The sequence below is a fragment of the Paenibacillus gorillae genome (assembly GCF_000513275.1).
Taxonomy (GTDB): Bacteria; Bacillota; Bacilli; order Paenibacillales; family Paenibacillaceae; genus Pristimantibacillus; species Pristimantibacillus gorillae.
The window spans coordinates 1-18,723 of the sequence record NZ_CBVJ010000140.1; the positions used below are offsets into that span (position 1 = coordinate 1).

Here is an 18,723-nt window from a genome sequence, read left to right on the forward strand (position 1 = left end):
AATAGTCCGGTACTAATTTTGCGTTCATACATCATCCTACTCCCCGGGAGGGTCATTGCGGCATGCTGGATCTCATATTGAAAAACGGAAAAATCGTCGACGGCAGCGGAAACCCTTGGTTTGCTGGCGACATTGGCGTAAAAGACGGCATCATTGCCGCTATAGGCAGCGTAGATCAAGAGGCTCGCGAAATCATTGATGTCGGGAGGCAAATCATTTCCCCCGGCTTCATTGACGGGCACTGCCACTCCGATCTGATGATCATCGACCATCCCTATAGCGAGATCAAGCTTCAACAAGGGGTAACGGCAGAGGTCGTCGGCAATTGCGGCCTAGCCCCTGCCCCATTCGTTCGAAGCCGGGCAGAGCTGCTTCAAACCTATGTTCAGCCTGTGCTTGGCAGCACAAATTGGGAATGGCCTTGGGAGACGGTAGGGCAATACATGGAACATGTTGCCCGCTCCAATCCCTCCGAGCATATCGCAACCTATGTAGCCCATGGCGCGCTGCGAATTGCTGTGATGGGATTCGAGAATCGTCCCGCTGCTAAACCTGAGATCGAGCGAATGAAAGAGCTGCTGGAGGAAGGGCTTCAGGCAGGCGCGATCGGCTTATCTATCGGACTGCTGTATGCACCCGGCAGCTATACCTCCCGCGAGGAGCTGGCGGAGCTGTGCAGCGTGCTTCCTAAATATGACGGACTGCTCTCCACCCACATCCGGGGCGAAGGCAATAATCTGCTGCCTTCTGTACAAGAAGTGATCTGGATTGCGGAGAAGGCCGGCATTTCGCTGCATATCAGTCACCTGAAAGCTGCTGGCAAAGCAAATTGGGGTAAAGCGCTGGATGCGCTTGAGCTTGTTGAGGATGCAAGGGCGCGCGGCATGGATGTAACGGTTGATGTCTATCCCTATTCGGCAGGCTCCACGACGCTAACGACCGTCCTTCCTCCATGGGTACTGGAGGGCGGAATAGAGCGGACGCTTGCAGCATTCCGCGACAAGCAGCTCCGCTCCCGTATCAAGGAGGAGCTTGGCCGCGAGCAGGACAGCTGGGATAATCTTGTCTGCTCCACCGGCTGGCAAAGCATCATCATCGCTTCCGTTCAAGGCGATGCCAACCGGCATCTGGAGGGCCGTTCCATTGCCGAAGCTGCCGAGCTCCGGGGCCAGCATCCCGTCGATTGCATGATGGACCTGCTGCTGGAGGAGGACGGACAGATCGCGATTGTCTATTTCCACATGTCAGATGATGATGTGAAGCAGGTAATCGGCTACGAAAAGTCGCTGATTGCCTCCGACAGCTTGAACTGCGAGACCGGCAAGCCGCATCCGCGGACGTATGGCACATTCCCCCGTGTCTTTGCCAAATACGTCCGTCAAGATAAGGTGCTATCGTTGGAGCAGGCGGTTCGCAAGCTGACCTCCTTCCCCGTGCAGCGCTTCAAGCTGGGTAAAAGAGGGCTGCTCGTGCCGGGTTATGCTGCCGACTTGACCGTATTCAATCTCGATACGATCCAGGATACGGCAACCTTCGAGCAGCCTCGCCAATACCCAACGGGCATTAGCCATGTTATCGTCGGCGGCCAGCTGACATTGCAGCACGGCACGCATACGCATAAGCGTGAAGGCCAGTTGATTCGCGCGCACCGCTGCTGTTCGATTTAAAAGATTTAACCCCATTATGAGGAGGAATTTATTCATATGTCCAAAATCGATCAACGTCTAGCTGAGCTTGGTATCGTTCTACCAGAAGTAACCGCCCCTAAATTTTCTTACATTCCGGTGAACCAGACTGGCAATCTCATTTATACATCCGGCTTCGACTGCCGTATTGACGGCGTACTTATCTATGAAGGCAAAGTTGGCTCTGATCTGACGATTGAGCAAGGACAAGAAGCTGCCCGCCAAGTTGTAATCAACCTGCTGGCTGCTATGAAAGCACATTTGGGCGATCTCGACCGAGTCGTTAAAATCGTTAAAATTCTTGCCTTCGTCAACAGCGCTCCCGGCTTTGGCGATCAGCCGTACGTCATCAATGGCGCTTCTGATCTGTTGATTTCTGTATTCGGAGAAAATGGCCGCCATGCGCGTTCCGCAATTGGCACAAGCGATTTGCCTTTCCATACGCCAGTGGAAATTGAACTGATTGCCGAAATTCGCGACTAGATGATGATGGCTAGGCTTGGTGCATAAATAAAAGGCTGAAGCTCAGCGCGGTGCAATGGACATTCGAACTCAATCGATATGTTCATTCACGCTGAAGCTCCAGCCTTTTTTTTGTTGAATCAGCTTTCTTTCACTTTCGTCTTTTGCTCTGGAATACTTTGCTTTTTCTCCTCAGCCCGGCGCTGCTTGCGCAGCTCGTCGAGCAATTGATCCGCCGATTTGCCTTCTGTGCTGATGCCATGTTCAGCGGCGACGCGCTTCAAGTGCTCCAGCCGCTTCGCTTGATGCTCAGCTTTGAAAGCTTCCCATTTATCCTTGTCTTTCACCTTTGCGGCTTTCAGCTCATTCTTTAACTGATCCGCAGTCTTGCCCTCTGTGCTGATGCCAAAATATTTCGCCATATAGCGCAGCTTGGCCAGGCGATGTTCTTCTATTTGAGCAGCCGATGGTGGGTTGCCATGATGGTGATCATGGTCAGACTTCCAGCCCTCCTGTGAGCCGGAACGGGACTGCGAGTCAGCCCCCTTCTCCGCCGATTGCTGATCTTCCGGCTGTGCCGCATACGCCGGAGCGGCTGCTAATAATAGTGCAATGGTTAGCAGCGCGACATACGATTTTGCTCTCATCCTGTTGCCACAACCCTTCTATTCATTCATGATGCGTTGCAGGAGCATGCGTGCGTAGCGCTCCTCTTGGATTATTTTTCCCAACGTTCATGATGAATAGACGTGAGGGTCTTTTAAACGTTCCGCTCCAGCTGCTCCAGCTCCGCCAACAGGCTCTCCTTCGAGAAATGCTCGCCTATGAACACCGCTACATCATTCACATCGCCCTGCGGGGTAATGCGCATGAAGTCTGTCTCCTTATAGGCATATTGGAAAAGAAACCGGCTAGCCGTATCCGAAAAGGTCACGATGCCTTTCGCCCGATATATATTGTCCGGCAGCCGCTTCAGCAGCGCCTCGAACGCTTCGCTGTCGATTGCCCCATTCAAATAATGCGTCAATACCATTACATGATCATGCGTGTGGTGATGATGGTTGCGTTGGTCATGGGCATGGTCATACTTATGTTCATGCTCGTGTTCGGCCTTATCGAATGATGCTTCGGCACACTCATGGTCCCGATTGGGATCACAGCCGCACGACGCAGCGGATTCTCGCTGCTGACCGGCTGTTGTGACGGTTGGAAGCGCGGATGATGCTGCACTTTGTTTGGATGAGGCCAGCCACTCCCAATCGTCAACAAAGCAGCGAATCGTCGCCATGACCGGCGCATGCTCATTCAGCTCGCGCAGTAATTGCTGGGCTTCGACAAGCTCCTCTGGCTCAAGCCTATCCACTTTGTTCAGCAGCAATCTGGTTGCACAGCGGATCTGCTCCTGCATGAGCTTGTAGGTTCTTCCTTTGCCGCTCCTTCTGCGCTGCAGAAGCTCCGGACCGTCAACGACGGTAATGACGGATTGCAGCTCGATTCGGCAATACATCGCGGCTTCGGTCACGCCATCCAATATTTCAATCGGATTCGCAGCACCGGTCGATTCGATGACAATTAGATCCGGCTGATGCTCGTCCACAAGCGACTTGATTTCCATGCTCAAATCGCCGCGAATTGTGCAGCAGATGCAGCCGCTTAACATTTCCGACATCGGCACTTCGTCATCCACTAATTGTCCGTCTAGATTAATATCACCCAGCTCATTCATAATGACAGCGGGCTTAAGCCCTTGTCCTTTATAATATTCAAGCAGATTGGTCAACAGCGTCGTCTTCCCGCTTCCAAGGAAACCGGAGAGGAGATGCACCGGAATTAAAGCTTTATTTTCAGCCATCGCATATACCTTCTTTACTTATGTAATCGCGTTTGTCATTTCGCTAGCCCCATTATATCGTAACTGTTACGACTGGGACAACGGGAGGGCGGATTCGATATTGAAATCAACGTCAAGATCAAGACTGCGAGAAAGACCGAGACTCAGGGCGCGATCAAACCCCCAAGACTGCGGGTCTTGGGGGTTCGTCGTCATCTATAATTAGATTTTGGCGGCCACGCCGTTTCTCTTTCGCTAATCAGCTTTAGACTAGCACCAGAAGGAACGGCTGATAATGACCAGAAGAATAAAGAGGACCAGAATGACTCCAACGCTTGTAAAAGCGCCGCCCACAACCGGTCCGCCGCAGCCAACGCCGGCGTTACCTACTCCATAGCTCATTTGTTCATCTCCTTTAAATAGAAAGATAAGGAAGGAAAAGCTTGAACTTGCTTGCACCCTGGCTCTCCGCCGCCGCGAGCGGCGTTGCTGTGGTATCTGTACGGCAGCATCTTGCTTGGGTACATTTGTATCCTATGTAGAAAAACCTAATGCGTATAGGCATTAAGCAAATATGTGCGTTTGCTCATTTTTGCCGGGATGATGCACATTTTGAGGGAAACTCTGCTGCTGCTCAGCTGTTGGAGGAATTGATTGCCCGGTGCGCAGGTCAAAATGCAAAAGTGCATTTTAATTGGGCAAAAATGCCGATTTCCCGCCTCAAAATGCAAAAGTACATTTGAATCCATTGAATTCGCTTGAAATTGGTCGATATAGCTGTTTCAAACTGCATATTTACATTTTGATCGACATTTCGGGGGTTTTGAGTGAATATAAAATGCACTTTTGCATTTTGTTTGCTCATTTATACTGTAATCCTATACAGATATAAATGGTCTTTTCCAAAATCGAACATTATTTTCGAAACCTTTGAACTATTTTCATAGTAATAAGGAGCGTTACTGGAAAATACATCTTAAGGGGGAAACAGAGAAATGAAAAAAATTGTGATTTCGGCATTGATGCTAAGCTTGCTGTTGGCAGGGTGTGGCAACGGGGATAAGAAAGAGGCTGCTGCTAATGATTCAGCACCCGCTAACGTAACAACGCCGGCAGAAGGTGCAAACGATAAAAAAGAGGCCGAGAATGAAAATTTGAAGGTGAAAAAGAAATCGAAGGAGAGCGCCATTGCGCTTGAATTTCTGAAAGTCTATTACAATGGAACAAAAGAAGAGAAGGATAAGGCAGTGAAGGAATATGTGCAAGAAGATATGCAGCTGTTATTTAATATGGGCGGGATGGAGAACGAAGCTGAGTTCCTGAAACCTAAAGTCGTTAGTACGATTGAGGTTGAAGGTGAAGAAGGAAATCATTCGGCCACTCTTATCCAAAGCGATAAAAAAGAAGAACGGATCGTCATGATGCAGGGAGATAAAGTGATGGCTATATTCGCTCCCGGTACGGATGGCGAGGAAAATGAATTTTTTGATGGCATAAGAGAGCAGTTCAACTAGTAACTAGAGCCCGCCTGCTGCAAAGCAGACGGGCTTTACTCTAGCACTTTAACTCGACGCGCTTATTTTTGGCATCCCACTTTACTCCTGCACCAAGCGCTTCTGCTACTGTTCGAACAGGCACGTAAGTAACGCCTGCTTTCGTGTCGTATAAGCCGTCAATCAGCTTCTTATCATTCATGTAAACTTCGATTTTCTCCATCATCATGTCCCCCCGTTCTTGTTTCGGTTCGCTCTCCTGCACGTTTTGAGTTGACTTGGAGCTTACCGCTGCTTTAAAAGCCTCCCAGCCAGTCCATTTACCGTTATCGTACATGAGACGAGGACATATCTTGCCGCTCCAATCATAATGCCGGCGCAGTCGGTCGACACCCCATCCCCGCTCCCGCAACATCGAGGCTACGAGTGAGGCTGCGTTATCGAGTGTTTTGGCATAATCCCCGCTTTCACAAATTTCAATGCCGATAGACGTCCGATTGCCGGACTTGGCACCGCTGCCGTCGCCGCTATGCCAGGCATTTTCGGATAGCGGCAAGCATTCGATTGCCTCCCTTTCGTCGATAACAATATGGTAGGAAGCCGTACGATTATTGGACGGATTCGTCAGCCAATTGCGCTCGTTGCGGGCGGTGCTGGATGGATTTCCAGTGTTGTGAATGGTAATGGTTGTGGCAAGCATGGGAAGCGCAGGACGGCGGTTGCAAGGGGTGTTGGGAGGGATATGATCAATGAGATAATTACAAGACATCCTTGTTATTCCCCTTTCCTTTCAGCACTTCAATAATATATTTCAGTTTTTCGGGAAGAGGCACACCGGCGCGTCCCAGATTTTCAGTGAAAGAGATCAACTCATTGGCGATATAAAAATAAACGGTGGCCATCATCGTCATATTGTCCGTCTCAAGAAGAACATCGATTCGATGAGCCAGTAAAACGACTAGCAGCATGAGGCCATTTTTTCGCGAGGCCGACAGCGCCAACAGCGCTGTTAAGACCGCGGCCTTCTTTTATAGAAGCGTAAAGCCCTGTAATAATATCGACGGAGATCGCGATCAGCAAAAACGTAAGCGATTCATGCCAGCTGCCGTAAGCAAACGACAAAAAAGCGCCAGCAATGCCGGCGCTTGAATTGAATAAAATTTGAAAGTTCAAATTAATAATCCCCCCTTCACAAAAAAGAACTTAATCATTAAGTTTAATACCAGAGGCATGAATACATGCAATAGACCAAATACTTGATGTATTAAAAGAGTTCACTGTAACAACCCCCGTTTGTAGATTTATCATTGGATACGAAATTCCAGGCACAGCCCATGAACTGAGCTCCACTCCATCCGATACCCTAAACTTTTTCATATATCCTGGGGATGTAAAAATAATAAGACTCCCCTCTATGTCTCTGATTGCGGGATTATCGAAGTAAGATGAACTCCAGACAATATGTGCAGTTAAGCCTGTAACCTTATATAAAGCACCTTTAATAAAAAAACTGTCATAGGATAACGTAGTCAAATTAAAAATTCCATTACTAGGAAACTGGCCTACTACAGTATATACAAGACCTGTTGGAGTAATTATATAAACCTTACCACTAGTAAAACCATCTGTTGCTGTGAAATAACTTTGTCCAGATACAGGATCCGTACTAAGAGTAAATGAATTTCCACTTATTCCTTCTACAGGGGCCGACCTCCAAATCAGGTCAAAATTCTCGTTGAACTTTGCAAATACTCTTTGCCCCCCATATGAGCCAAAAACATACAAATAATTACCATCTGTAGACATAGTTTGAACATACATATCTAATTGCTTATAAAGCACTCTACTATTTTCCCTGTATTGAGATGCCATATCCGATTCAACAAAGAACATAGAGTCACGTATAACACAAATATTTGTAGCAATGTTATTAGGTAGTCCTACTGTCGTCAGTATACCGTCCGGATTAAAAATACCTAATCTATACTCAGAAATACAATACACGTAGCCATTGGAGGTTACCCCAGAACTTGCGCCCCTACTAGTTGTACTAGTACCATGGAACATCTTTATAAAAGGAGCTCTACCTGTTTTGCTGATTGGTACAGTATCCCCTGTTCCATATTTACCCAAAGCAGTCAAGTGGCTTTTAGGCACCCTAATTTCTGCATCATAATATCCAGTATTAAGATAGACAGCCATATCGCCATCTCCCCATAACGCACTTTGCTGTTTTGGAGGTTGTATTCCAGTCCTGACGGGAATAGTCCCTGTGACTCCAGCGATTGTTGTCCCAGCTAATACATTAGCTGCTGGTACGGTAACCTTATTAACCTTACCCTGACCATTGTGATATCCTTCTGGAATCAACACCACATTACTACCGCTCGGAGAAAGGGTAAGCGCGCCTTGATTAATCATAGTGCCACTATGGTCACCTTGGTTGTTACTAAAAGTTTGTCCTGCCAGCACATTATTGGGTTGTGCCGTTCCCGAACCTCCCTCACCCTGTAATATAAAATTTGAACCGTTATAACGTAATGTATAAATGCTGCCTGCTTTTAAATTCCCTGCAGCAAGGTCACTACCATTTCCTTTTTTTATAGACTTCACCCCAAGCCCATTTACATTAATTGTTGCAGGACCAGTATTATCCACGTTAATTTTTACAATAGCAGCCATTCCCTCAATCAAATCCGGGGAAGCAGGTTCCAACGAAACTCCATAAGCATTACCCGAATTTACTGTAGTGCCATAACCAGCGTTTCTTAAAATATGACGATCTAGTACAGCCCAGTTATTATTGAAAATTTCTTTTGTCACCACATCAGATGATTCGAACATTTTAACACCACTAGGTAAATTTAGTGTCATATAAATACATCCCTTCAATTTATTTCAAATATTATCCCACTGCAATATATACAAACTGCAAACCTGAAATCCCAGCATAACTAGCCATTGAAAAACCGTCACTATTAATTGAAAATTTCGAAGAAACATAATTATTATTGTCTCTTACTAAATTTACATTATTGTATGGGTGTACACCTATTGCATTAGAATCTATACAAAGACCCCAAAAAGTTGTGGCAGCTGTGCAGGCAACAATTATCATTTTAGGTCTAAAATCTAATCCCGATACGTTAAGAGCATCATTCACAGATGCAATAGTCCCTGTCCGCACAGGGATAGTTAAGGGAGTCCGTGTCCCTAATAACCCAAAAATGCTAACCCCAGCAACGATATTTTTCGCTGTGAAATTAGGATCATCTAAGAATATAGCTTGATACCCCGATCCGTTCGCACCATCATTCAAATATGCGCCCAATGGTATTCTCATATGCGATCTTGCTTCCGTCGCTGGTACAGGTCCTAGAGTTGCACGTGACCAGCCTGCATATTCTTCATTTCCCCTCAAAGGTATAGTTCCAGCGATGCCGGCAATGACAGTTCCTGATAAAACTTTTGATGGATCAACGGCTACTTTAGACACTTTTCCTGCTCCATTATGGTATCCTGCAGGAATAGCAACATCACTGGCGCCAGGAATTAATGTCATAGCTGCTCGATCAGGCATTGTGCCTACCTTATCATTACCTGTTGCATTGGAAAATGTTTTTCCCGTCAATACCTCCCCGGCAACGGCATTACCGACAAGCTTTTTACCGGACGGCATATGCATTCCGAGTTTTTTAGGCATTGTTTTTCACCCCTACAGCTTGAACTTTAGGCGTACCACTGGAAATAATATTTACAACTGTTCCTTTAATGGGGAAAACATAAACGGCTCCTTCTGGAACCAGAATACTAGTTGACCCGTTAACTGAAGCTACCGCATCAAGACATGCGTACAATTCCCCCGGTCCTAGATTATGAACTTCAATTACACTTTGTACACCTGTAAAAGACAGCTGTGTATTAGTAGATACCGCAAGCGTAGAACGCTTAATTTCCATAACATCAAACATTTCATCCTGAACTGGCATTACAAACTCTGTACCAGCATTCTTCGTACGAACAGCGCCAGCTTTATTATTACTATCTTTTGGAAAAGTAAATGCCATTCTACTAACCTCCTATTCTTCTAGTGATCTGATCCGGTAAGACCTAGGCTCGTTAGAACGAGAGAAAATGGATCAACAACAGACCACTCCTGAAATGTAATATTTCTATCCTTCAGATCACTCCAAGTAAATTCAGGGGCAGCTTCGATATTACCCCATGTTGTGTAGATGTATTCAAACCTTATAAATAAATGTGCAGGAATTAAGCTTCGAAGCGTTTCGGTTAAATCTGCAATATTAGGAGGAATACCAAGTACGGATACGAATTTTAAAGTAATTGTACTTTCCGAAAAATTCTCAAGTACCTCGACTTCACCATTCGTGTAGGCGCCTGCCACCACTTTAATAGACTCAGTTCTTACAGTCCCAGTTCCTCTCATACGGGACCAAATAACAGCTCTTCGCTGTTCAAAGGGCTGGCCAGCCGTTACTGCAATACCTAACTCCTTTTCCCATCGTTGCAACCCCCAAGTTGCCGAATCAACGAAACGTTGACTCAGCAATCCTGCAGAGGCAGACTCAAGACTATCAAATTCCGTACCCTCTGTCTGGCAAATGATCCGACTCTCTTTAATGTCTGCATAAAACTCTAGCAAATGGTTCATTAGGATTTTGCCTATTGGACTCTCGACAGTGTCATTCATGCAGGCTCACCTCGCTCAAAACGGCAACCTGACTCAATGCAATGGCGACATTCGTTGCGTTTCCGTTAACGAGCAAGTTTGTGAAGTCAATAACTCCGGGAGTGTCCAACAAGAGTGAGCCAATTCGAACATATTTCGGAGACGGATCTGCTGTGAACGCAATGCTTCGCAAATAATCAGTCATTACCCTGGTAAAATACTCCTGAACCGCTCCCAATGACTTCGTACCATCCAACACTAATTTAGCAGTCACTCTTAAAGAAATGCCTTCAGCAGAGGAAACTGTAACCTCTGCCCCAATAGGAGCTACGCCCTCTCCCATTCCTAATTCCGGACTGATATAACTTTGAACGGAATCAACCAATTGAATGCTTGCTGGCAGTTTCTCGCTATCAATCAGAACAACGCGAACTGTACCAGGTCCGTCCCATAACGGCTCAACCTGAACGCCTCCGACACCTGCCACGGAAAGCGCCCATTTTGCATAATCGGCTTTATTGCCGCTTGTTCCTGGGCTTTGTACTTGAGTCAAGAGTCTCGTACGCAGCGCTTCATCCGTCTCATCATCCTCCCCCGGAATCAATACATCTGCAAGCTCTGCCCGGGCAAGGCCATTAATATAATCGATAGGCAGCAGCGCCCCGAAATCGGAATTGCCCGCTGTCCCCGCTGTCTCGCATTCCAGCACATAGCGGCCCAGCGAAAGCTGTGTCTTCACCTTATAATTGCGCTCACGCAGTGAGAAGCGTGCGCCAAGTTGAACTGCCATTGGGGCATTATTTGCATCGAAAAACAACCCAAGCCTGCTAGCTCGGGTCGCCTCCTGCCATATCACGCCGTAATCCAATGCCCGCCTGCGTAAAAACTCGCCGCTCGACGTATCCGCAAACGTCAAATCCAACTGCACATCAAGCTGCGAATAGACTTCCGCAAGCTCAGCCGCGGCCGGTGCAAGCGCATCATAAATGATGCTGCCCTCCCGCTTATCCACGTCTCCCGGCACCCGCTCCAGCATGCGCTGCAATATCGCGCTATAGGTCTGATTTTCATACATTTCCCTTCACCTCCATCGTTGAGAGAAAATCGCCATAATCACTCTGTACCTGAAAAGTAACCAAAGCACTATCGCCTTCCACAGTCATTTCGAAATCATTTACACCCGTGATCCGGTCATCCTGAAGCAACGCTTCCTGGATCCGCCGCTTCAACTCGGACTTCATATAGCCGGGTGCTCCGCCAATCAGACTCATCGACTCAAATCCATAATCGAAGCTGTAGATAAAATACTCGAACCGCTCCGTCTGCAAAATTTTGAACACGGCCTGTTTCACCGCATCTAGCCCGTCAACAATACCGGAAATGCGTCCGCCTGCTACGTCCAGCGCATAAGTTTTGCTTGTCTGCTGTGACTCTGTCACCAAGCTTTCCGTTAATTGAATGCCGCCCGATGGAATCATGAAACCACCTTGTCCAAAACAACAAATTTCTGTCCGCCCTGAACGCGCAGCAGCAGAACGGCGTCGCCCGCTTCCAGGCCGCGGCGGATAAGAAGCTTCTCCTGCAGTGCTGCTTCCGTTTGCCCCGATCCGATGCTGTGTGAATGTGCCAAATCCACCTCATAGCGCGTCAGACTTTCCGGGACAATTAAAAAATCCTCTGTCAAAGTAAAACGCTGATCAACGTTTACTTGCAGAGGATCGATGCTGAGTACTTTTCCGGCCATCACAGCCATTGGGTTGCCCGACGCATGGGCGGCAGCTCCCGCTTGTTTGATAATATCCAACAATGCCATTAAATCACCCTCAATTCCAGATTCATCGTATGCGTATCCGCATCCAGCTTGTGCGTGCATTCCTCAACGAGAAAATATTCCTTCAACTTTAGCTCTTCGATAATAATCGGAACGTAGCAGCCGGCGCGTACCCGAATGTCTCCCAGCGCTTCAATGCTCAGACTTCGCTGCTCACGGTTTTTCAGTTTCATCAGCTGATCCAACTGCTCGTTAATCTGGGCACTGTTCATGTTGTCATCCGCCTTCTGATAATATTGAAGACGGCCCCAGCGGGCGATATTCGCGCTGTCCTGCGCGATGTATACTTCTCTTTTGCCCGCTTCCTTGTTATCCTTGACGATTTTCACCCGGTTGAACGTATCCGAATCGATCGAGCTTTTATAATCAAAGTCATACATAAGGCTCCAGTCGCCAATCACCGTATCGAGCTTCATATCGTCCAGCTTTCGGACCGTCAGCTCTCCATAATCGTCAAACAGCATAAAGTTGCCATGCCCGTTGATTAGCGTCAGATCAAGCGCTTTACACATCGTGTCGAGCAGCTTTTTATTGTCTTCCAGCATAGTGGGAATTTTATAGACCGTATCCGCAATTTTGCCCGTTTTCAACCCGCAGTCATCAGCGATTTTCTGAATAATATTGCCTGCCGTTTCATTCGTGAACGAATAATGATCGTTAATAAGCAAATAACGCACTTGGTCGTATGCCTTAATCGACACGCTTTCGTCGCGGCCAAAGCTCTTCTCAAAGACATAACCGTAAAAGACATTCACGTTGTCCATTCTAACCCGAATAACGTCGCCGTTGTTCACCGTAAAATCCCGGTGCTGAAACAAAGCGCCTTTAATCAAGGTCAGCTCCAGACTGGACGGGCTGCCGATTCGTTTCGTCTTGAACGTCATTGACGGCACAATACTCGTAATGTTCCACAGCTTACCGTTGCGGTTGTCCAAAATAATTTCCAGCATATTCATCACCCCGGCAGCTTGAGCGTCATCCCAATTGGCAGCCTGGTCAACTGCGCATCCGAAATACCGTTCAGCTTCTGAATTTCACGCCAGCGGGAGTCATCGCCTAGCTTTTTTCTCGCCACTTTAATGAGCGTATCGCCGGCAACCAGCTTATAGGTTGTATCCTTTTGCTTATCTGTCGGCCTATCCTTTTGGGTGTTCCCTTTATTTTTTTCCACGATGACGGGTCTCGCCCGATAAAATGCATACTGCTTAAGCGCGATACTGTACTCGATATCGCCAGAGCCGGCAACTTCCTTCCAGTCGAACTTCTCGATACTAACTGCGATGTTCAAATCAAAGGATTCACCCGTAAACACAAACCGGATCGGTTTTTTCTTCTCCATCCAGTCCCGAATAATTTGAATGTAGAAAACCGGATCCAGCAGCTCATCCTTCCTGACGATAAAAGGATACTCCGATCCAGACGCCGGAAAAAAGCTATCGAATGATACGTCCATCAGCTTCCGGCTTTGAATGACGTTAATCTCGCCTAAGCCGGATACTTCGTACGTTTTCCCGCCCGCAGAATCGCTAATTTGGATTTCAGGGGGGTTTACCGGAAGGAAGAAGCTCTGCTGCTGATTGTTATAGCTAAGGCCAATCGTGTATTTTTCATTGCGATTCGTAATCATGCTACGCATACACCCCTTCCGCCGATGACGCGATTTCATTGGTCAATGAAGCTTCCATCCGCTTAATAACCGTATCGATGTCGTAGCCGTTGTTGATGTCACCGGTCTGAACGCTGATTGACGGCTGCAGCGTCACGAAGTTCTGAATGTTCTTCATCTCCGCCAGCTCGCGCATCGTCTTCAAATCCTCGCTCGTAATATCGACCGAGTCATTGATTTTGCCAACCTCGCCGACACGGTTGATGTCTGGGCCGGCTGCTGGCAGTCCGGGAACACCGCCTGCTCCAGCTTTGTCTTTCGGGTATTGCCCGTTTAGCTTTTCTTTGAAATCACCAACCCCGTCAATCGTCTTCGCCGCGAAGTCTTTACCAGCTTTATCACCTTTTTGAAAAGCCTCGCCAATATCGACTTGGGGCAGCTTATACTTGGATAAATCAAGAACATCTTTATCGCTTGTTGGCGGCTTCATATCATCAATTAATTTCATTGTGAATTTACCAATTTTGTCAAAATCGGTTTTGAGATATTTGTTAGATAAATTAATCAATTCATTTATTCCATCTATTGCAGCATTAATAATTCCACCAAGGAAATCACCAATACTTGTAACAAGGTCATAGAACAATTTCTTCACTGCATAAACAGGATCAATAAATAAATTGATTAAAAATTCACCGAACGCCAAAAAAATGTTCCACAGCATAGCAACATTATTTTGTATATAGGCAACCAATGCATAAAAAACACCAGTAACAAACCCAACAATTTGTTCGGCTGTCGCTCCAAATTGCATAAAGACAGCAATTAATAAGCCTATTGCAATCATTATCAGTAAGATCGGCCAATTCACTGCCATCCACGCCAAAGCTTGGGCAATGACAGGGGCCACCAACGCCCAAAGGCCGACAAAAACCGCTGGAAGAAATGCAAGTAAAACTGGCCAAAATTCCTTGTTCGCATCGAAGAACGCCATGGCCTTCTCCCCAATAGAAGCTAGTAATTCCGCTCCCAAGGTAAGGCCCTTGTTCAAAGCATCAAAGAAAGGCTGGAATTTACCGCTCTGAAATGCATCCAGCAACAGCGTTAATAAAGGCGATATAGCGGCTAGCGCTCCCTCACCGGCATCAGCAAAAGACGTTTTAAACTGCTGCTTCAGCATATCCAGTTGGACAGCCGGACTTTTCAGCATCGCGGTCAGTTTTTCTTCACCCATGTTCGCTTTATCGAGAAGCTTGTCGAACGATGCTAGAAAGCTATCCATATTTTTGGAGTTTCCCAGCATATCGCTAACTGTTTTCTCAGGCAGTTGAAGCTGTTTTGAAAGATCCGTATAATCCCCGCTCATCGCTGATTTCATAGCTGCAGAGGACGCCCCGGGGTCTTCACCAGTAGGACTTAATGCAGATATACGTGTAGAAAACTGCGTTAATTTATCCAACTGATCCGTATTGCTTACAAGCGGCATAAAAGACAAAGCACCAGAAAAAGTTTTATTCACATCCTGCCCTGAATTAAGAGCGTTTTGTTTAACTAAATCAAAAACACCCGATCTTTGAGCAGCACTATCGGTTGTCACCATAAGCTGATCCTTCATTTTTTGCTGATCAATGGCCCCGTCAAACGTCATACTTAACATTTTTTTTATAGGACCATGCATTTTTTTCAATCCAGCAGCGAATGAAGCAGCACCGTTCTTCTTATCTTTATCTTCACCTTTACCATCACTTTTTGATTTTTCTGAATTTTTTTCAGCGGCGTCTTTAGCAGCAGTTCCTACCTTTGTTTTAGAGGCAGCATCTTTTCCTTTTTTAATAGCATCATTAAACCTCGTCTGAGCGGTAGTAGAGGTCTGAATCGCTTTTGTTATTTTTGAAATCTGTTCGCCCACTTTGACGAAAGATCGAATTCTTTTACCGCCGGTATCGAAAGATTTCAATAAGGTTTTTACTTTCTTATCGTTACCGCCGATTGCAGTTTTCATTTTCGAAAGCTCGCCGTTAGCTGCACTAATCTTGAATTTAATGGTTTCGAACACATTACCGACCGTCTCCATCTTAACGGCTTGTGTCTCCAGCCTTTTCATGGAATTGTTCGTTGTGTTCATGGATTTGATTACTTTTAATTGAACATTCGCGAAAGCATCAGAAGCTTTAGCGTTCCTATTCATTTGCCCTTCAAATGTTTTTAAAGTCTGAAGTGTGTAGTTTACAGCATACGCCATCGCTCTTAAGGCTTTGGACATTTTGATGGCTTCCGCCGAATTTGTGGCCATCCCAAAACACCTCCTTCATAACGAACAGAAGGCGTCCCGCCGGGACGCCTTCTCCTTATTTTCGTTTCGATTTGGCACGCTGCTTGCGCTCATTCTCGACGCGGACGTCGATCATTGCATAGATGGCGGCGCGTTCGCGCCTGCTCATCCCCATCAGCTCATGCGGCAAAATGCGAAGCTCGTGGAGGGCGTAATAAGCGTAATTGGCTTCGCCGTCGCCCTCTTTGATTAGTTTTTTACGTCATCCGCCAAATCGTTCATGCTTTGGTTGAAGCCGTTGATATCCTGCACGCGCTGCACCAGGGACGCATATTCGCCGGGACGGAGCATTTTGCGAAGCAGATTCTCGGCGCCTAGGACGCCATACGATTTCTGCAGCTCGGCATTTTTGAGCTCTGGAAAATGAATGCTGTTGACGACCAGCTTCGCCAAATATTCATCCGTATTCGTCTCCGGCGTATACACGCCGTTCTTGCCTTTCACTTTGCGGGTTGCCGATTTGCGGCACTCCTCGTTCTCGGCTTCCGTCATGCTGCGAAGCTCCCATGCGACCGGCTGGCCGTCTTTATCCTTGAAGCGTTCCGACACTACAAATTGCTCAGTCGCTTCTGCGCCCGTATTTTGCGCGAAAAATACACTCAAGTCACTCATTGATTGAATTGCCTCCTTTTATTGGTTTAACCCTGCGATGCTGGAGAAGAGAACGGCGACACGATATCGATATCTGTGAACGTGAACTCCAGCTCCTCCTCCAGCGCTTCGCTTTCCGTATCCAGCTTGCCCATGATAACGCTGTTCAGATTGACGTTATAAAGCGTCACCGTCTGCGCGCCGATGGTCGAAGTAGGATCTTCATTCGTGATCTGAACCTCGAAGCCTTTATCCACGCCCGTCTTCACATAGTCCAGCATCAGCTGGCGGAATTTGGACGTCACATAGTAGATCGTCATGCTGCCCGTACCCGACCAGCCTGTCGCCTTGTGCTGCAAACCGCGGTGACCAAGCGTTTTGATCTCCGCCTTCTGTTTCTCGATGCTGGCCTCCAGCGTCTTGATGTAGAACATTTCCTCGTATTTGCCGTCAATCGTCGTATAAGCGCGGCCCTCTTGGCCGGAAATCGTATCGCCTGCGTTCAAAAATGCCATCTTACTTCACCGTCACTTTCATATATACTTTTTCCACGCTGTCTACCGGTTGAATATGAACTTCAATGACAAGAGCATCGCTTTGCGCGCCTGCAGCAACAATCAGATCCGTCTGCGAGTTGAAGTTTTGGATGGCGTTCCGGCCCTGCAGAAGCTCCAAATATTTAACAACCTCCGAGCGGAAAAGATTACGACCATCCGCGTTGTTGTCGATTTTGCCGATGTAAGACGATTCGAACAATGCCTTCAGATCATTGGCGATGCCGTCAAGCACGCGGATAACGCGGTTTTTCGAGAAGGAAGGATTTTTAGCCGCCCCATATTGGGTCAGGCTGTTAATGTCCTGCTCCACGATGGCCCCGCCTCGGCTTGCCGTAAATACGAATTCACCGCTGCGCAGCGCTGTCTCGATTTGGGAATTGGAGTAGCGTACATCGACATCCACTGCATTCTCATAAGCGGCATAAGTCAGAGATTCATTAAGCGCAGCACCTGCTGTAGCGGCAGCGACCCAAACGGTTGCCTTTTCTGCTGGAACGACTGTGCCATCCGCAAGCTTCACGCCGTTTTTCAAGCTGATAATACCTTCATGATTGGCGGAAGGGAAGTTTGCCAAAACAGCCTGAACCTTGCGGCCTTCTTCCTCACGCAAGCGGCGGACAAACGCCGTATATACCGCCTTGAGCGACTCGTCGCCGACAGGAAGAGCAATCGTATTGAAATCATACAGCTCGATAGCCGACAAATAATCGGCATGCTGCTGGTTGGTCACCGTACCGTTGGCGCCGCCGGCAAGCGGTACGCCTGCAGATGCAGTAAGAGCACCCGAGCCGCTGAATACGACGAAATCATTCACCACAAGACCGGCAATCACTGCTGCTGTCTGCACGTCAACCAACTCATCAGCCAAATAAGTGGCGACATCGAACAGCGTCTCGTCATCAACATTTTTCTGAACGGATACAGTCAAGTCATTGCCGCGTACACCCCCATGCCGCGCAGTCAACGTGAGCCCACCAACGGTAGCTGATGCTTTGACGCCTGTATTCAGACGGTAAACCAACAGCTTCTTCGCCCGCTTCAGCGCTTCGCGAACGAGCAGCAATTCCGGTGCATTCAAGCTGTAGCCGAGCAGGCTTCTTACATCATCGCCGCTTTCAATCGGAATGATCGTCTGCGATGCACCCCAATCCAGCACGAGCGGTACAGATACCGTCCCGCGTTCGCCCATGCTCGCTCCAAGCTGTCTTTCACCTGCAAAATTAATGTATACGCCTGGTCTTACTTTGTTTTGGGTTGTCCAAGTTCCTCCTGCCATGATTTACATGACCTCCTTTTTCAAATAGGTGGCAAGCAGCGTTTGTGCCTGCTCATGAGAATAGCTTTGCTCTGCGTCCAATACGGCGGACAGTAGATCCTTTTGCAACTCGGTGTACACCTTCGATGACAGCAGCTGGCGCTTGCTGAACGTTTCGCCTGACGGCTTGTCTTGATTTTCGTTGTTGATCTGATTCATGCCCTTGCTCCCTTCGGTTCATGGTTTGCTATTGCGATGCTCCAACCGTGCAGCTGATGCGCCTACATACGATCACCCCCTGCAATGGAATAAGAAAGGACGAGTGGCTGTATTCGCCTCTCGTCCCCGCTGCTTACGATGTATTTCACAATATCATAGTAGCACGGTTTT

Annotated in this window: 23 protein-coding genes; 3 read left to right on the forward strand and 20 right to left on the reverse strand. The window is 47.4% G+C overall.

The features are described 5' to 3' along the window. The first annotated feature begins 62 nt into the window (after positions 1–62). Both TY10_RS26345 and TY10_RS26350 read left to right on the forward strand, forming a co-directional pair. A complete protein-coding gene (locus tag TY10_RS26345) occupies positions 63–1,667 on the forward strand; it encodes an N-acyl-D-amino-acid deacylase family protein (RefSeq protein WP_042170596.1) in 1,605 nt (534 codons plus the stop codon). 36 nt (positions 1,668–1,703) lie between these two features. Continuing rightward, complete coding sequence (locus tag TY10_RS26350; protein ID WP_042170598.1) at positions 1,704–2,168, forward strand: RidA family protein; 465 nt, start codon at positions 1,704–1,706, stop codon at positions 2,166–2,168. A gap of 119 nt (positions 2,169–2,287) precedes the next feature. Here TY10_RS26350 and TY10_RS26355 read toward each other — a convergent pair whose 3' ends face one another. The 3 genes from TY10_RS26355 to TY10_RS31140 all read right to left on the reverse strand — a co-directional run bounded on the left by TY10_RS26355 (position 2,288) and on the right by TY10_RS31140 (position 4,380). Beyond that, complete coding sequence (locus TY10_RS26355; protein ID WP_042170600.1) at positions 2,288–2,794, reverse strand: hypothetical protein; 507 nt, start codon at positions 2,792–2,794, stop codon at positions 2,288–2,290. A 113-nt stretch (positions 2,795–2,907) separates the two neighbouring features. Then, positions 2,908–3,999, reverse strand: a complete 1,092-nt coding sequence (locus tag TY10_RS26360; RefSeq protein ID WP_042170602.1) for a CobW family GTP-binding protein — start codon at positions 3,997–3,999, stop codon at positions 2,908–2,910. Positions 4,000–4,248: 249 nt separating this feature from the next. Continuing rightward, positions 4,249–4,380 (reverse strand): sporulation protein YjcZ, encoded by a 132-nt coding sequence (locus TY10_RS31140; protein ID WP_202903241.1) that lies wholly within the window; start codon positions 4,378–4,380, stop codon positions 4,249–4,251. Between the two features lie 593 nt (positions 4,381–4,973). Here TY10_RS31140 and TY10_RS26370 point away from each other — a divergent pair. Then, positions 4,974–5,492, forward strand: coding sequence for a hypothetical protein (locus tag TY10_RS26370; protein WP_042170607.1), 519 nt, complete (start codon positions 4,974–4,976; stop codon positions 5,490–5,492). A 40-nt stretch (positions 5,493–5,532) separates the two neighbouring features. Here TY10_RS26370 and TY10_RS26375 read toward each other — a convergent pair whose 3' ends face one another. From TY10_RS26375 to TY10_RS26455, 17 genes are all read right to left on the reverse strand, one after another. After that, complete coding sequence (locus TY10_RS26375) at positions 5,533–6,240, reverse strand: N-acetylmuramoyl-L-alanine amidase (protein WP_042170610.1); 708 nt, start codon at positions 6,238–6,240, stop codon at positions 5,533–5,535. Continuing rightward, positions 6,230–6,439, reverse strand: coding sequence for a phage holin family protein (locus TY10_RS32345; RefSeq protein ID WP_337588392.1), 210 nt, complete (start codon positions 6,437–6,439; stop codon positions 6,230–6,232). Before TY10_RS32345 ends, TY10_RS26375 begins: the two co-directional genes overlap by 11 nt. After that, on the reverse strand, positions 6,393–6,644 hold the full coding sequence (locus TY10_RS32350) for a phage holin family protein (protein WP_337588393.1): 252 nt from the start codon (positions 6,642–6,644) through the stop codon (positions 6,393–6,395). Before TY10_RS32350 ends, TY10_RS32345 begins: the two co-directional genes overlap by 47 nt. Positions 6,645–6,674: 30 nt before the next feature. Further along, complete coding sequence (locus TY10_RS29250; RefSeq protein WP_052350784.1) at positions 6,675–8,345, reverse strand: hypothetical protein; 1,671 nt, start codon at positions 8,343–8,345, stop codon at positions 6,675–6,677. 31 nt (positions 8,346–8,376) lie between these two features. Next, complete coding sequence (locus tag TY10_RS26390; RefSeq protein ID WP_042170613.1) at positions 8,377–9,174, reverse strand: hypothetical protein; 798 nt, start codon at positions 9,172–9,174, stop codon at positions 8,377–8,379. Next, positions 9,167–9,538: a hypothetical protein gene (locus TY10_RS26395; protein WP_042170615.1), complete on the reverse strand. Its 372-nt coding sequence runs from the start codon at positions 9,536–9,538 to the stop codon at positions 9,167–9,169. Before TY10_RS26395 ends, TY10_RS26390 begins: the two co-directional genes overlap by 8 nt. Positions 9,539–9,558: 20 nt before the next feature. Next, positions 9,559–10,182 carry a putative phage tail protein gene (locus tag TY10_RS26400; protein WP_042170619.1) on the reverse strand — a complete coding sequence of 208 codons (624 nt, stop codon included), beginning with the start codon at positions 10,180–10,182 and terminating at the stop codon, positions 9,559–9,561. Beyond that, on the reverse strand, positions 10,175–11,236 hold the full coding sequence (locus TY10_RS26405) for a baseplate J/gp47 family protein (protein WP_042170622.1): 1,062 nt from the start codon (positions 11,234–11,236) through the stop codon (positions 10,175–10,177). The genes TY10_RS26400 and TY10_RS26405 overlap by 8 nt, the downstream gene beginning before the upstream one ends. Beyond that, positions 11,229–11,639 carry a DUF2634 domain-containing protein gene (locus tag TY10_RS26410; protein WP_042170624.1) on the reverse strand — a complete coding sequence of 137 codons (411 nt, stop codon included), beginning with the start codon at positions 11,637–11,639 and terminating at the stop codon, positions 11,229–11,231. The genes TY10_RS26405 and TY10_RS26410 overlap by 8 nt, the downstream gene beginning before the upstream one ends. Then, complete coding sequence (locus tag TY10_RS26415) at positions 11,636–11,968, reverse strand: DUF2577 domain-containing protein (RefSeq protein WP_202903243.1); 333 nt, start codon at positions 11,966–11,968, stop codon at positions 11,636–11,638. The genes TY10_RS26410 and TY10_RS26415 overlap by 4 nt, the downstream gene beginning before the upstream one ends. 5 nt (positions 11,969–11,973) lie before the next feature. Continuing rightward, positions 11,974–12,942 carry an XkdQ/YqbQ family protein gene (locus tag TY10_RS26420; protein ID WP_042170695.1) on the reverse strand — a complete coding sequence of 323 codons (969 nt, stop codon included), beginning with the start codon at positions 12,940–12,942 and terminating at the stop codon, positions 11,974–11,976. A 5-nt stretch (positions 12,943–12,947) separates the two neighbouring features. Continuing rightward, on the reverse strand, positions 12,948–13,619 hold the full coding sequence (locus tag TY10_RS26425; RefSeq protein WP_042170628.1) for a LysM peptidoglycan-binding domain-containing protein: 672 nt from the start codon (positions 13,617–13,619) through the stop codon (positions 12,948–12,950). A gap of 1 nt (position 13,620) precedes the next feature. After that, complete coding sequence (locus tag TY10_RS29255) at positions 13,621–15,891, reverse strand: phage tail family protein (RefSeq protein WP_052350785.1); 2,271 nt, start codon at positions 15,889–15,891, stop codon at positions 13,621–13,623. Positions 15,892–16,119: 228 nt separating this feature from the next. Continuing rightward, on the reverse strand, positions 16,120–16,542 hold the full coding sequence (locus TY10_RS26440; RefSeq protein WP_042170632.1) for a phage tail assembly chaperone: 423 nt from the start codon (positions 16,540–16,542) through the stop codon (positions 16,120–16,122). Positions 16,543–16,568: 26 nt separating this feature from the next. Beyond that, positions 16,569–17,036, reverse strand: coding sequence for a phage tail tube protein (locus TY10_RS26445; protein ID WP_042170635.1), 468 nt, complete (start codon positions 17,034–17,036; stop codon positions 16,569–16,571). A 1-nt stretch (position 17,037) separates the two neighbouring features. Beyond that, entirely contained in the window at positions 17,038–18,354 is a 1,317-nt protein-coding gene (locus TY10_RS26450) for a phage tail sheath family protein (RefSeq protein ID WP_042170637.1), read from the reverse strand. A gap of 3 nt (positions 18,355–18,357) precedes the next feature. Then, entirely contained in the window at positions 18,358–18,552 is a 195-nt protein-coding gene (locus TY10_RS26455) for a hypothetical protein (protein WP_042170641.1), read from the reverse strand. Positions 18,553–18,723 lie beyond the last annotated feature (171 nt).